The following is a 12868-nucleotide window of genomic DNA, read 5'->3' on the forward strand; positions in this document are numbered from 1 at the left end:
AGTTAGATGCATGTGAAATTAGAAGAAGTGGATTTTTAACTTTAATTATAATCACTGCAGCATTCAGCCTCTGGCATATTGGATATATGGATGTATTTTTAATTCATCCTATACATCCTAATTTAAACATTATGTTAATTTCAAAAATTGGTATAGGGATGGTATTGGGATTAATCACTGGCTTAATACGACTTAAAACAGGTAAAGTATATGGATCATTTTTATTCCATGCATTCTGGAATACATTTGCTCCATAACTAAATTTAATAGTTTAAAGTAGCTTTTATTAAAAAAAGTAGGGGATAATTGTTTAAATTACTTCAGCACCATCTAAAGCATTTTGACATGGACAGTCCCCATCATAAGGCATGTTTGTTATAGTTTCTTCTATCAACTGAACTAACTCATGTTTTCTTTTTTCCATGATATCAAATACTTCAGCAATAGTTAACTTGTCTGGAGAAATAGAAGCAGCATAATTCGATACCATACAAACACTTGCATAACACATTTCAACCTCACGAGCAAGAGTAGCTTCAGGAATTCCAGTCATCCCTACTAAAGTACCCCCTAAAATTTGAAACATTTTAATTTCAGCAGCAGTTTCAAAACGAGGGCCTTCAGTGCAAACATAAATGCCTTGATCCACCACTTCACCTGCTGAAATTAAATGATTTCTTAAATTTTCACAATAAGGTGAAGTAACATCAATATGGACCGTACGATTATCATAAAATGTACTTGGACGTATTTTAGTAAAATCAATAAAATCGTGAGGTATAACAAAATCTCCAGGGCCAATTGATTCTTTAAGCGAACCTACTGCGTTGGTGGCGATTACTTGTTTTACCCCTATTTTTTTAAGTGCCCATACATTGGCCTGATAGTTAATCATGTGTGGGGGGTAATCATGGCCTGTGGCATGTCTTGGAATAAACGCCACATCTTTATCTTGTAATTTAAATAATGATATTTCGGGGGAATTACCATATGGTGTTTTTATAACCTTTTTTTCTACATCATTTCCATGTTCTGTTATTTCATAGACTCCGGTACCACCAATAATTCCAATCATATAACCACCTATATTTAATATAGTTATCTAAAACCTAATTTTTACTAAATGTTAATTAATTGATAGAATATTCATATAAATGAATTTTCAAGGGATATTAACCCTTTGCCACACCTAAAGGTACCATTTTGGCCACTAGCCGGGATATTCCTGCGTCGTGTGCGGTTTTGACAACATCATCCACATCTTTATAAGCTCCAGGGGCTTCTTCAGCCACAATGGGCATTGATGTTGCTTTGATTATTATTCCTTTACTGGCCAGATATTTTTGAACTTCTTCTCCTTTAAATTCTCTCTTAGCTCCGGCACGACTCATTTTACGGCCTGCTCCATGAGCAGTCGAACCAAAAGTTTCTTCCATAGCGGCTTGAGTTCCATGTAAAAGATATGATGCGGTTCCCATTGTTCCGGGTATTATTACTGGTTGACCTACTTTTCTGTATGCTGCAGGTATTTCTTTTCTACCTGGTCCAAAGGCACGGGTAGCTCCTTTACGGTGTACATATACTTCAGTATCCCTTCCTTTGATTTCATGAACTTCTTTTTTGGCAATGTTGTGGGCTACATCATAAACTATGTTCATTTCCATATCTTCAGCACTTTTATGGAAAATTTGTTCAAAGGATTCTCTTACCCAATGAAGAATCATTTGCCGATTTGCCCATGCATAGTTGGCTGCAGCACTCATGGCCTGGAAATAATCTCTGGCTTCATCAGAATCTACCGGTGCACATGCCAACTGCCTGTCGGGGATATTAACTTTATGTCGTTTGTAAGCTTTATCCATGGTTCTTAAATAATCAGAACAAACCTGATGCCCGCAACCACGAGAACCCGAATGGATGAGGACTGTTATTTCACCAGGTTTAATGCCAAATGTTTTTGCCACATTGTCATCAAAGATTTCTTCAACTTTTTGCACTTCTAAAAAGTGGTTTCCTGATCCTAATGAACCTAATTGGGGGATTCCCCTCTTTTTAGCTTTTTCAGATACTTTATCTGAGTTAGCATCTTCCATTTTGCCATTTTCTTCTAGATATTCTAGATCGTTGTCCCAACCATATCCATTTTCTACAGCCCACTCGGCACCATTATTCAGTACGTCATTGATTTGTCCTTCTTGAAGTCTTAATTTACCTTTACTGCCTACTCCTGATGGTACATTCTTAAAAAGAGTACCTATCAATTCTTTCATTTTGGGACGGACATCTTCTTCTGTTAAATTAGTTCGAAGCATCCTAACCCCACAATTAATATCAAAACCAACCCCCCCCGGACTTATAATGCCTGTTCTAGCACTGAAAGCACCCACACCCCCAATACTGAATCCATATCCAAAATGAATGTCTGGTAAACCTATGGAAAATTTTTGGATTCCGGGTAAACATGCTACATTAGCCACCTGGTCTACTGCGCCTGATTCTAAATCTTTAATGGCCGCATCACCTAAAAAAATTCGCCCAGGGACCCTCATACCTTTTTTATAGCTGGTTGGTACTTCCCAAACACAGTCTCTAACTTTAGTTAAAACTTCTTCCATACTCATAGTGAACCCTCTAAAAACATTTTAGTCTTATTTAATATCTAAATAGTTATTTTCGTGAAATTGGTTATTAATTAAAATAAATAATTATTATGTCTTATATTTGGATATAACTTGATTCATAGATAATCTTAGGGAGATGATATATTATTTTATAAATCTAATATCGCCCTCACCATATATCCATTTTCCTCTTTAACTTCCATTAGATGAAAGGTAACGGCTTTAACTTCACTACGTTGCTCGTGACGATTTTTATCTATTTTTTCACCTATAATAATTCCTTTTAATGAATAACCATTATTTACCTTATTAATTTCCACCTTAAACTTAGAAAACACTATGAATTCAACGTCATGCAAAAATAATAGTTCTTCCAACCAGTCATAAAGTAAAGAAACTAAATCCTCAGATTCAACATTAACATATTTTTTATCTTGAGGGGTTATGCGATTGGTGTCGGTCATTACTTCAAACATGGCTAAGCCTGCATTTTCAAATGATTCTTCCAGGGTAGATCCATAGGCCCAAAATCCAGTATCCGCGGTCACATCAAAAAATTCAAATTTTAAGTCTTTTTTTGAGGGATAAATGGAATTTTGTTTTTTTTTCTGCAAAATAAATTTCTCTCCTAAATTTTTATAATAATTTTTTTAAAAATTATTTATAAATCTATTTGAAATTACTTTTCATATGCTCTCTATCTCTTTTGTTAAATACTCTTTAAGCTAACTGTTATAGTGCGGAAGTGGTTTTAATGTTTAGTGTTTTCAAGTCTCCTTCAATTCCAAATTTAAGAAAAAAAAGTCCAATTATTGACTTAAGATATGTTGACGTTCAATCATGCATGGTGATACTCTTCATCGCAGGTGTGCTTCTTTTCAGCATTCTTTGCGTCGTAGGTGCACCAAACTCCAATTATCCTGCAGGAATATAACTTGCCTCCCTAACGCATCTCAACCTGCAGGAGGCCATTTTTTAGACCCCCAATCTATCTGGCGATTAGAGCGGAGCCATGCATTTATTGATTTCATCCCGGTTGAATCTTAAAATAACCAGCCGGGAATTCCCTCTCATTCCTTTTCCAGTAAATTTAGTATCAATTAATCTTAAAAATTCCAGTTTATCCAGAGTTCGATTAAAAGAAGAATAACTGGTGCCGTTTTTTCCTTGGAAAACTTTGTATAAATTTCCTGCGGTAAGATTTTCTTCATCAGAATTTATAATTACATCAAGAAGATCATTTTCCAGATCAGACAAAGATTTTATAGTATGGGATAAACTTACGGGCCCTGTACTTTTCAATGCTTCTTTTAGATGCTTTTTTTCGATAACACGAGATGCTTCTGATTCAGCTAAGTTCCCACATACTCTTAAAAGATCTATACCAAATCTTAAATCTCCTACTTCTAATGTAAGGTCAGTTATTTCTTCTAGAAGCTCATCTGAAATTACTTCTGGGAAAAAACCTATTTCGGTTCTCTCTTGGAGTATGCTTAACATTTCGGATCGGTTATAAGGGGGAAATACAATTTCCTGAGGAATGAAAATTGAATTTACATTTTTATCAAGAGCATATCTAAATTCAATATCAGATAAAATTGCAAAAACTCCTGTTCTTGCACCGGGAAATACTTCATGTGCCCTTAAAATATCATAAAAAATTTTATTTGCATTTTTGCTATGGAATAAATAGTTAACATCATCTAAAGCAACAACCAGTGCTTTTTTTTCATTAACCAAGTGTTGCATTATACTTTGGTATATGCGTGAAAATGGTACTCCGGTTTCGGGAGGATAATGCCCAAATATGCGTGAATAAATTTGGGAGAATATTCCAAAACGTGTTGTATGTAATTGACAGTTAATATAACAACAAACTACTTTTTCAGAGTTATTCTCAACCATTTCAAATATCTTTTTGATAGCAGTGGTTTTACCTGTAGCACACGACCCTAATATCACGGAATTAACCGGTCGGCCTTGTTTCAATGCAGGTCGTATACAAACTGCAAGAGTCTCCATTTGAGAGTCTCTATATTTATAATTCTCAGGAACATAGTCTGGATCAAAAGCATTTATATTCTTAAAAATAGTTTCATCATGTAATAAAATGTCTTCAATTCCTTTCATATTATGTTGCATTTTCCTATCCTCAATAATCACTGAATGATATAATGATTATAGTAGATATTCTTGTATAAAATAGTATTAGTTTTTCTTCAAAAAAAAAAATGAAAGAATTATGATTATAACTTAATGGAGAAAATTAAAAATAATTAAAAAAAAAGGGATTTAATTAATATTCACAACCCCTTTGAATTTCCAAGTGTATATATAAGGCGCTTTAAATCGCCATCCATAGTACTTTGAAAAAACTGGATAAATGGTTCCACTGGTATGGTACTGCCATTTCTGTTTTCCATGGTACCTATAATAAATCAGACCTGAAATTTTATAAGATCCTGAATGCCCATAACCCACCGTAATATAGGGCGTAACCACTGATTTTCCGGTGTTTAAATTGTAAGAGGTTGTTTTCACAGATATTGATTTTGCACATACTGGTGATGCAAAAAGAAGAATTAGTACTGTGAATACAACCAAAGTTATTTTTGCATATTTCATACTTCATCTCCTAAATTTTCTGTATTAAATACAAAATTATAAGTATTACTACATTATAAGTATTACTATATTTAAAATAAATATTACAATATTGGTTGGTGGATATGAAAATTAATTGGAAAATTTTAGTAATTTGCGTAAGTATTCCTGTAATGTTCTCTTTATTATGCCAAATAGGAGAATTGATAGAATTAATATTTCCTCAAGTGACAGTATTTGTTAATATAACGACTTTTGCCACTATTTTATTAGTTTTTTTGATTAGTGTTATCATATGTATATTTGTGCCGTTAACATGGTTAGAAGGTTTTTTAACCGGAACCTTCATAGGATTTTTGGCAGAAACATGTTCATTATTTTTTATCATTTTACTTAGTGTGATTATGCAAGCTTTTTTTACGCATAATTTCGCAACAATATTGACTTGGGATTTTATTTGCGATTATATAGTCCCTAATCTAATATTTGTGTCTTTTAATGGAGCAATAGGTGGTATTATTGGAGTTAAGCTCAATAAATCTATAAAAAATAAGAATTCGGATTAGGATTGATATTTTTATAATCCTCTGAGCTCCAATGTTATATATCCAATTCGGGGTATTGTTAATGGAGTGTCTCCTAGTTTAATTACTCTAGAAAGTATTTGGGAAGGATATGCTATGTTTGGGTCAATTTTAGGGTTATTGTCTCCTTTTATAATGAAAAACTTGTTTCCCGTGTTATCTGTACCAATTCCTATTACTCGATGTATCACTGGTCCGTCCTTAAACCAGGTGGCATTGTATATTACAATATCTCCTACTTTGATATCATCTGTGCTAAATTCAGAAAAGCCCATATAATTAGTTTTTTCTATTATTACAATATCTCCTCTATAAAAAACGGGTTCCATACTTTGAGAAGTAACTACATTCATGTGCTGAGATGCAAAAAGTCCTATTACGACTATGATGGTATAAATGGCAATTTCTTTAAATTCATTATTTGTATCAGTCATGTTTAACACCACATAATAATAATTATTAATACTATATTAATAATTATGTGTTTTGGTAATAAGTTTCCTTAACCTAATACAAAAAAATCAATTTAATTTTCCTTAATACACAAAAGATTAAAATTTACTCATTATAAATTCTCAATTTTAAGTATTTTTCAGGATATTCATGTATTAAATTATAAATCGTTACATTTTCGTTTTCAATGATCCATTCAACCAGTTCCTCAGCATATTTTAACTTTTTGACCTTAATTTCATCGCCGTGACCGGTTTCTTGATCCATATCTGGCCGGGAATATTTTGTAACAATATTTCCAAAATCCATGCCTGCCAGGATAATATTTTCAGCACCTAACTCCACTGCAAGAAAAACAGATCTATCTCCATCAGTAAACCCGCCAAAGTTATGGACACACTCCAAAGTAGTACCCTGAGTAGTTCCTAAAATGTTTTTCAGATTAGGGAGATATCTTTTGAGAGTATTAAGATTGTTTCCGTGAGCATGCACTACCAAATAAGAACCTCTTTCATTGGCATATTGTATGTCTTGCATATTACCATCTAAATCAGTTACAATGATGTTTGGGATAATATTTTCTTCTAAAAGGGCCGTAGTAGCCCCATCCGCGGATATTAAAATAAATTCATCTAAATCATGTTTTAGCGTTGATTTTAAATTTTTAATATGCTTTTTAAGGGATGGTCCAGCACCAAACACAATCATATCTTTTTTAGAAGGAAATTCAGATAATTCTAATAAGCCTTGTTTCATTAAAAAATTATTAAGGTATAATGCAGATTCATCATCATCTTTTTTACTAAAACCAAAATCCTGGATTATTATATCATACCATAGCAGCCATTCTTCTATTTCCATATAAATAAATGATTTATTATATAAAATAAATATTTGGAGAATCAGTTTGAATACTCAAAAATAACATATGAACATATGTACTACTTGGTTATTAATATATCCATACTTGGTGATAACTAAAGATTATAAGGCATCTTGTGAGATATAAATTAAGGATATATAAATCCAAAAAATCAAGCTCATATTATTGTTGTAAATTGGAGGTTTTTTAGAAATGGATGAAACACTGCTCATGATTCCAGGACCCACCAGGGTAGCTCCCAGAGTCCTGAAAGCCATGTCTGAGAACGTTGTAAATCACCGAAGCGCAATTTTCGGTAAAATTTTGAATGAGACTACCCAGATGATGTCTGACGTTTTCCGCACTAATAATAAGTCTTACCTTATCACAGGATCTGGTACTGCTGCCATGGAAGCTGCTATGGCAAATATTCTCAACCCCGGAGATAAAGTATTGCATGTAGTGGGTGGAAAATTTGGTCAAAGATTCAGTCAAATTGTGGAAGCATTTGGAGGACAAACTAAAATCATCGATGTTGAATGGGGACAAGCTGTAAATCCTGATGAGATTGGTTTTGCTTTAGAAGAAGATGAAGATATTAAAGCAGTAACTGTGGTTCATAACGAAACTTCTACCGGAGTAGCTAATCCTATAAAAGAAATAGGAAAAATAATGAGTGATTATGATGCATTATATGTAGTTGACACTGTTTCTTCATTAGGTGGAGATGAAGTGGATGTCGATGGATATGGGATTGATATATGTGTCACTGGATCCCAAAAATGTCTGGCTGCACCACCGGGTATGGCGGCCATAACTTTAAGTAACGATGCTTGGAAAGTAGTGGATAAAGTAGATGCTCAGAGCTACTATTTAAACATGAAAAAATACAGGAAGAGTGGCAATGCAGAACCACCAGAAACTCCTTATACTCCATCAGTATCATTAATGTATGCAATGCATGAAGCATTAACGGTAATAATGGAAGAAGGATTAAATAATCGAATTAAAAGGCATCATTTGGCTGCTAAAGCTACAAGGAATGCAATAAAAGCTTTAAATCTGGAATTATTCCCTAAAGAGGAAGTTTCATCTGCAACGGTCACTGCAATTAAAATGCCGGAAGGAGTTAGTGATGGTGAACTTAGAGGCACCATGAGAAACAAATACCGGGTTGAATTAGCTGGCGGACAAGATCACCTTAAAGGAAATATATTCCGAGTAGGGCATATGGGTAATATCACTCACCGTGAACTCATAACTACTGTAGCTGCATTAGAGATGACTCTAAAAGAGTTAGGCTTTGATATTGCTATTGGTGAAGGAGTTGCTGCGGTAGCGGACACTTACTTGCCGGATGATATTTAAAATATTTTTTTTCTTTTAATTTTTTTTCTTTTATGCATTAAACTTCTTTAATGATTCTTGCTGCTGTTTTTATTAATATAAACCCGTCCATTCTGGCTTGTTTTAAAAGATAACTTGGTCTAAGATAAAATGATCTGAAAGCTCTTTTTTGTAGATTTTTTAGCTCTTCTAATGAACAATCAACAGTTTCTAGCACCGGTGATAACAGGGTGTATTTGGACCAATCATTAACCTTTATTAAATTATCTGAAACCGCTTGGCGGTGAAAAGAAGTACCTGGATATGGGGTGGCCAGTGAAAAGATGGCATAATTCGGATCAAGATTCTTAACAAACTTTATTGTTCTCAATATGTTTTCTCGTGTATCTCCCGGCATCCCCAACACTACTGATGCAATGGTACGTATATCATAACTTCTAGCAAGCTTAAAAGAATTTTTTATTTTAGTAAGGCTTGTTTTTTTGTTAACATTATTCAATATCTGCTGATCAGATGATTCAACACCCATAAATAATGTTATACAGCCACTATCTCTCATTTTGGCCATCATTTCAGGGACAATGGTATCTACTCGAGTAGTGCATCCCCAGAAAACATCAATATTTCTTCTTTTAATTTCATCGCATATTTCTTCTACCCGTTTACGATTTAAGGTGAAGGTATCATCCATAAAGGCAATCATTTTGGCATCATGTTCGTTTATTAAATGTTCCATTTCATCAACCACACTATCAACAGACCTCATCCTCATTTGGGCTCCATGCATGGCAGATGAAGAACAAAATGAGCACTGATAAGGACATCCCCTTCCTGAAATCATGGTTCCTGTAGGTAATTTGATATTGAGTATTCTGTATTTATCCATTGGCAATAAATGGCGTGCGGGAAATGGTAATTTATCTATATCTTGGATGACTTCTCGTTGAGGCGTAACAAAATCAGCAGTAGCTATTCCTTTAACTTTTTCTAGGGAGGAATCATTTTCCAGAGCATTCACCAGTTCTAACAAGGTGTATTCGCCTTCACCTTTAATCACTATGTCAATAAAGCCTTCTTTTAATAGCTCCTGATATGTGAAGGTAGGATGATAACCTCCCATTATAATTGTCGCATCTGGACAAATCTTTTTAGATAGTTTAGCAGTTGTGATGGCTTGGGTTATGGTTGGTGTGAGCGCAGTTATGCCTATAACATCCGGGGAAATTTTGTTTATTTCATTTTCCAGTTCAGCCCAGCTCATCTCCAGAGCAGCCCCATCAATTATTTGGACTTCAATATTGTTCTCTTCTAAAACAGCAGCTATGTAAGATATTCCCAAAGGTGGTGCAACTAAACCAATGAATTTGTATTTAGAATTGTTATATGGTGGGTTAATTAACAAAACTTTCAACTATTCACCTTCATCTTAGTTTTCTCATAAATCATGAATTTTAGGAAGAGGTATATTTTCTTTTGGATCAACATCAATATCAATTAAAAATGGTTTTTTTGTTTTCATTGCTTTTTCAACGGCTTTAAAAACATCACCTGCAGAATTAACTCTCGTTGATTGTATATTATAAGAACCGGCTAGTTCTACGAAATCTGGATTTTTCAGCTCAATTTGGTATGATCCACCGTAATATGTCTCCTGCCACTGGCGAATTATTCCCAATGAATGATTGTTAATTATGCAAATGACTATGGGTAAATTTTTTTCATGTAGGGTTGCTAATTCCTGTATATTCATCTGAAAACCACCATCACCATTAATCAGCACTGTACTTTCATTTTCGCTGCCTAAGCAAGCACCTATACTAGCCGGCAGCCCATAACCCATGGGGCCAAAACCTCCAGAAAATAGTAGTGTGCCGGGTTTTAAAACTTTTCTATAAAGGGTTACCCAAGTAGTATGAGTTCCAGCATCATTAACAATAATGGCATCTTTTGAAGCATTTATTATTTCATTAATAGCTTGCTGTGGTTTTAAAGGAGAATCTAAATATTTGAAATCGATAAAATTTTCTGAAGGATGCTTTCGAGAATATTCATTTAATTCATGTGACCAAGAGGATTTTATATTAAAATCAAAATCTAAAATTTCATTTAAAAATATTTTAACGTCCATTCCAATTTTTAAATCACCTTTTAACACACTAGGATCAATATTAACATGGACAATCTTGGGATTTCTTAATGGTGCCATGGAACGTTCTGAAAACCGACAACCTAAACCTAAAATTAAATCACAGTTTTCCCCAGCAAAATTCGCTGCAGGTGTCCCACGTGTTCCCATTAATCCAAGACAAAGTGGATGGTCCTCTTCTAAAACTCCTCTAGCAGGGTAAGTAGTAGCCAGAGGAAAATCGTTTTTTTCTATGAATCTTTTTATTTCTTTAAGTGCACCAGACCAGATTAAACCAGAACCTGCGAATATAAGTGGTTTTTCAGATTTTTTCAATAATTCAATACATTTTCGAATTTCAGTCTTTTTAATCGGGGGTTTATAGTCGCCCTTAAAACTCTTTGAACTAATTATTTCAAAATTAACATGATTTAAAAGAATATCTTTGGGTAAATTAATATGTATTGGTCCTGTAGGACCATTTTGCAGTAAAAATAAAGCTTCTTTTAATTTTATAATAGCATCTTGTGCATTTTGAGGACACAAACTTTTTAATGTTATTGGTTCAAAAACACCACACAAATCAATATCCTGAAAACCATTGAGTCCTCTTTCTTTTGTTGATACATCTCCAGTTAAAACAAGAAGAGGTACCGAATCTTTGTATGATGTGGCTACTCCCATGACCAAATTCAAAGCACCGGGCCCTGCTGTGGCAACACACACTCCGAATTTACCTGAAGAACGAGCAAATCCGTCTGCAGCATGAGCTGCTCCTTGTTCATGACGCATCAGCACGTGTTTTATAGGTGATTTTCTTAATTCATCATAAAAAGCTAGTATTTGCTCTCCAGGATGACCAAATATTAATTTTACACCATTTTCTTCCAGAACTTTTACCAGTGCATGGGCACATGTGATTTGTTCCCCATTTTTCATGTAATTACAATATGTATAATGAATTATTTAATTTGATGGTAAAAATTGAGTTATCAATGATTTTTAAAAAAATATTTATGCTTTCCTAAAAAACCACTTACCTCCATGAATCTTTTGTTAAGCGCTCCCTATTATGGAATACCCTTTTTTTAATCATATTTTCAGAAATTTTTCTTTAAATAGCTTTAATATTTTTTTCTGCTAAAATGAGGCCCCAAAAACTTTTACTAAATTTAAAATTAAAGGAGTAAATTATTCAAATGTTAAATTATAGATATACTACTATTCATGAAATTATTGAAAAAGGATAAAAAATTCCTTTAAATTTGGGATGTAGTTTATGAGGTGGGGTGTGAAATGCCAGTCAATTTGGATGCATTGCTAAAAGAAGATCGAGTTTTTTTGCCAGATATGGATTTAGTGGCTCAATCTAATATAAAAAAATGGATGGATTCCGTAAATATCCGTGATTATGATGAATTACTGGATAAAGCTTCGAAAAACTCAGAATGGTTTTGGAATGAGATGGCTGAAGAATTAGAATGGTTCAAACCATATGAAAAAGTTTTAGATTGGAAACCTCCTCATGCAAGATGGTTTTTAGATGGAAAATTTAATATAGTGCACAATGCATTGGATAGGCACGTAAAAACATGGCGAAAAAACAAATTGGCTTATATATGGGAAAGTGAAATGGGCGAAGTTCGTAAATTCACATACTTTGAATTATATCGTGAAGTAAACCGTTTAGCCAATGCTTTAAAGGGGATGGGTGTAGAAAAAGGAGATAGGGTTAGTATATATCTGCCTATGATTCCAGAGTTACCGATTGCTATGCTTGCTTGTGCTAAAATAGGCGCAGTTCATAGTGTAGTTTTTTCAGGTTTTTGGGCTAAAGCTTTTAAAGAAAGAGCTAATGATGCTAAAGCAAAGGTAGCCATAACTGCAGATGGATTCCATCGTAGGGGGAAAGTTATAAAACTTAAAGATACTGTGGACATGGTAATGGACCAAATACCTAGCGTAAAAAATGTTTTAGTGGTTCGTAGCTGTGGCTGTGGCGTAAACATGGAAGAAGGAAGAGACTTTTTTTGGGATGATGTATTAAAAAAAGAAAGTTATGAATGCTCAAGTGAAGAAATGGACTCAGAAGATCCATTATTCATTCTTTATACTTCTGGAACTACGGGTAAACCTAAAGGAGTATTACATACTCATGGTGGTTATGCGGTAGGGACATATACTACTCTTAAATTTGTTTTTGATATTAAGGATAGTGATATATGGTGGTGTGCTGCAGATATCGGATGGATCACGGGACACAGTTATATTG

14 protein-coding genes are annotated in these 12868 nt (G+C 33.9%); 5 read left to right on the forward strand and 9 right to left on the reverse strand.

Annotated elements, in window-relative coordinates; all coding sequences use genetic code 11:
- A partial coding sequence (locus tag MXE27_RS11420) for a CPBP family glutamic-type intramembrane protease (protein WP_248612574.1) occupies nucleotides 1-257 on the forward strand: 257 nt, incomplete at its 5' end.
- Nucleotides 258-310: 53 nt separating this feature from the next.
- Here MXE27_RS11420 and mtnP read toward each other — a convergent pair.
- The 3 genes from mtnP to MXE27_RS11435 all read right to left on the reverse strand — a co-directional run bounded on the left by mtnP (nucleotide 311) and on the right by MXE27_RS11435 (nucleotide 3235).
- Complete coding sequence (gene mtnP / locus MXE27_RS11425) at nucleotides 311-1075, reverse strand: S-methyl-5'-thioadenosine phosphorylase (protein ID WP_248612575.1); 765 nt, start codon at nucleotides 1073-1075, stop codon at nucleotides 311-313.
- 97 nt (nucleotides 1076-1172) lie between these two features.
- Nucleotides 1173-2621, reverse strand: coding sequence for an RtcB family protein (locus tag MXE27_RS11430; RefSeq protein ID WP_248612576.1), 1449 nt, complete (start codon nucleotides 2619-2621; stop codon nucleotides 1173-1175).
- 149 nt (nucleotides 2622-2770) lie between these two features.
- A complete protein-coding gene (locus MXE27_RS11435) occupies nucleotides 2771-3235 on the reverse strand; it encodes an archease (protein WP_248612577.1) in 465 nt (154 codons plus the stop codon).
- A 140-nt stretch (nucleotides 3236-3375) separates the two neighbouring features.
- On the opposite strand from MXE27_RS11435, the gene MXE27_RS11440 reads away from it, so the two are divergent.
- Nucleotides 3376-3555, forward strand: a complete 180-nt coding sequence (locus MXE27_RS11440; protein ID WP_248612578.1) for a hypothetical protein — start codon at nucleotides 3376-3378, stop codon at nucleotides 3553-3555.
- 65 nt (nucleotides 3556-3620) lie between these two features.
- On the opposite strand, the gene MXE27_RS11445 is transcribed toward MXE27_RS11440, so the two are convergent.
- Nucleotides 3621-4763: an ORC1-type DNA replication protein gene (locus tag MXE27_RS11445; RefSeq protein WP_282731781.1), complete on the reverse strand. Its 1143-nt coding sequence runs from the start codon at nucleotides 4761-4763 to the stop codon at nucleotides 3621-3623.
- A 150-nt stretch (nucleotides 4764-4913) separates the two neighbouring features.
- Nucleotides 4914-5246, reverse strand: coding sequence for a hypothetical protein (locus MXE27_RS11450; protein WP_248612579.1), 333 nt, complete (start codon nucleotides 5244-5246; stop codon nucleotides 4914-4916).
- 104 nt (nucleotides 5247-5350) lie between these two features.
- On the opposite strand from MXE27_RS11450, the gene MXE27_RS11455 reads away from it, so the two are divergent.
- Nucleotides 5351-5791: a hypothetical protein gene (locus tag MXE27_RS11455; RefSeq protein WP_248612580.1), complete on the forward strand. Its 441-nt coding sequence runs from the start codon at nucleotides 5351-5353 to the stop codon at nucleotides 5789-5791.
- Nucleotides 5792-5802: 11 nt separating this feature from the next.
- Here MXE27_RS11455 and MXE27_RS11460 read toward each other — a convergent pair whose 3' ends face one another.
- Nucleotides 5803-6243, reverse strand: a complete 441-nt coding sequence (locus tag MXE27_RS11460) for a signal peptidase I (RefSeq protein WP_248612581.1) — start codon at nucleotides 6241-6243, stop codon at nucleotides 5803-5805.
- A 124-nt stretch (nucleotides 6244-6367) separates the two neighbouring features.
- On the reverse strand, nucleotides 6368-7123 hold the full coding sequence (locus MXE27_RS11465) for a 6-hydroxymethylpterin diphosphokinase MptE-like protein (RefSeq protein ID WP_248612582.1): 756 nt from the start codon (nucleotides 7121-7123) through the stop codon (nucleotides 6368-6370).
- 214 nt (nucleotides 7124-7337) lie between these two features.
- Here MXE27_RS11465 and MXE27_RS11470 point away from each other — a divergent pair, with 214 nt between their 5' ends.
- Nucleotides 7338-8492 (forward strand): pyridoxal-phosphate-dependent aminotransferase family protein, encoded by a 1155-nt coding sequence (locus MXE27_RS11470; RefSeq protein WP_248612583.1) that lies wholly within the window; start codon nucleotides 7338-7340, stop codon nucleotides 8490-8492.
- Between the two features lie 37 nt (nucleotides 8493-8529).
- On the opposite strand, the gene MXE27_RS11475 is transcribed toward MXE27_RS11470, so the two are convergent.
- Both MXE27_RS11475 and MXE27_RS11480 read right to left on the reverse strand, forming a co-directional pair.
- A complete protein-coding gene (locus MXE27_RS11475; protein WP_248612584.1) occupies nucleotides 8530-9882 on the reverse strand; it encodes a B12-binding domain-containing radical SAM protein in 1353 nt (450 codons plus the stop codon).
- Nucleotides 9883-9906: 24 nt separating this feature from the next.
- Nucleotides 9907-11535: a thiamine pyrophosphate-binding protein gene (locus MXE27_RS11480; protein WP_248612585.1), complete on the reverse strand. Its 1629-nt coding sequence runs from the start codon at nucleotides 11533-11535 to the stop codon at nucleotides 9907-9909.
- A 357-nt stretch (nucleotides 11536-11892) separates the two neighbouring features.
- Between MXE27_RS11480 and MXE27_RS11485 the strand changes: the two genes are divergently transcribed.
- Nucleotides 11893-12868 (forward strand): AMP-binding protein (locus MXE27_RS11485; RefSeq protein ID WP_248612586.1); only part of this gene is annotated, 976 nt, incomplete at its 3' end.

This window comes from Methanobacterium alcaliphilum (assembly GCF_023227715.1).
Lineage (GTDB): Archaea > Methanobacteriota > Methanobacteria > Methanobacteriales > Methanobacteriaceae > Methanobacterium_E > Methanobacterium_E alcaliphilum.

Excerpts from the sequence above, each read along its gene's own strand:
- mtnP (WP_248612575.1), bottom strand. The coding sequence starts at position 1,075 with ATGATTGGAATTATTGGTGGTACCGGAGTCTATGAAATAACAGAACAT.
- MXE27_RS11430 (WP_248612576.1), bottom strand. The coding sequence starts at position 2,621 with ATGAGTATGGAAGAAGTTTTAACTAAAGTTAGAGACTGTGTTTGGGAA.
- MXE27_RS11440 (WP_248612578.1), top strand. The coding sequence starts at position 3,376 with ATGTTTAGTGTTTTCAAGTCTCCTTCAATTCCAAATTTAAGAAAAAAA.
- MXE27_RS11445 (WP_282731781.1), bottom strand. The coding sequence starts at position 4,763 with ATGCAACATAATATGAAAGGAATTGAAGACATTTTATTACATGATGAA.
- MXE27_RS11450 (WP_248612579.1), bottom strand. The coding sequence starts at position 5,246 with ATGAAATATGCAAAAATAACTTTGGTTGTATTCACAGTACTAATTCTT.
- MXE27_RS11455 (WP_248612580.1), top strand. The coding sequence starts at position 5,351 with ATGAAAATTAATTGGAAAATTTTAGTAATTTGCGTAAGTATTCCTGTA.
- MXE27_RS11460 (WP_248612581.1), bottom strand. The coding sequence starts at position 6,243 with ATGACTGATACAAATAATGAATTTAAAGAAATTGCCATTTATACCATC.
- MXE27_RS11465 (WP_248612582.1), bottom strand. The coding sequence starts at position 7,123 with ATGGAAATAGAAGAATGGCTGCTATGGTATGATATAATAATCCAGGAT.
- MXE27_RS11470 (WP_248612583.1), top strand. The coding sequence starts at position 7,338 with ATGGATGAAACACTGCTCATGATTCCAGGACCCACCAGGGTAGCTCCC.
- MXE27_RS11480 (WP_248612585.1), bottom strand. The coding sequence starts at position 11,535 with ATGAAAAATGGGGAACAAATCACATGTGCCCATGCACTGGTAAAAGTT.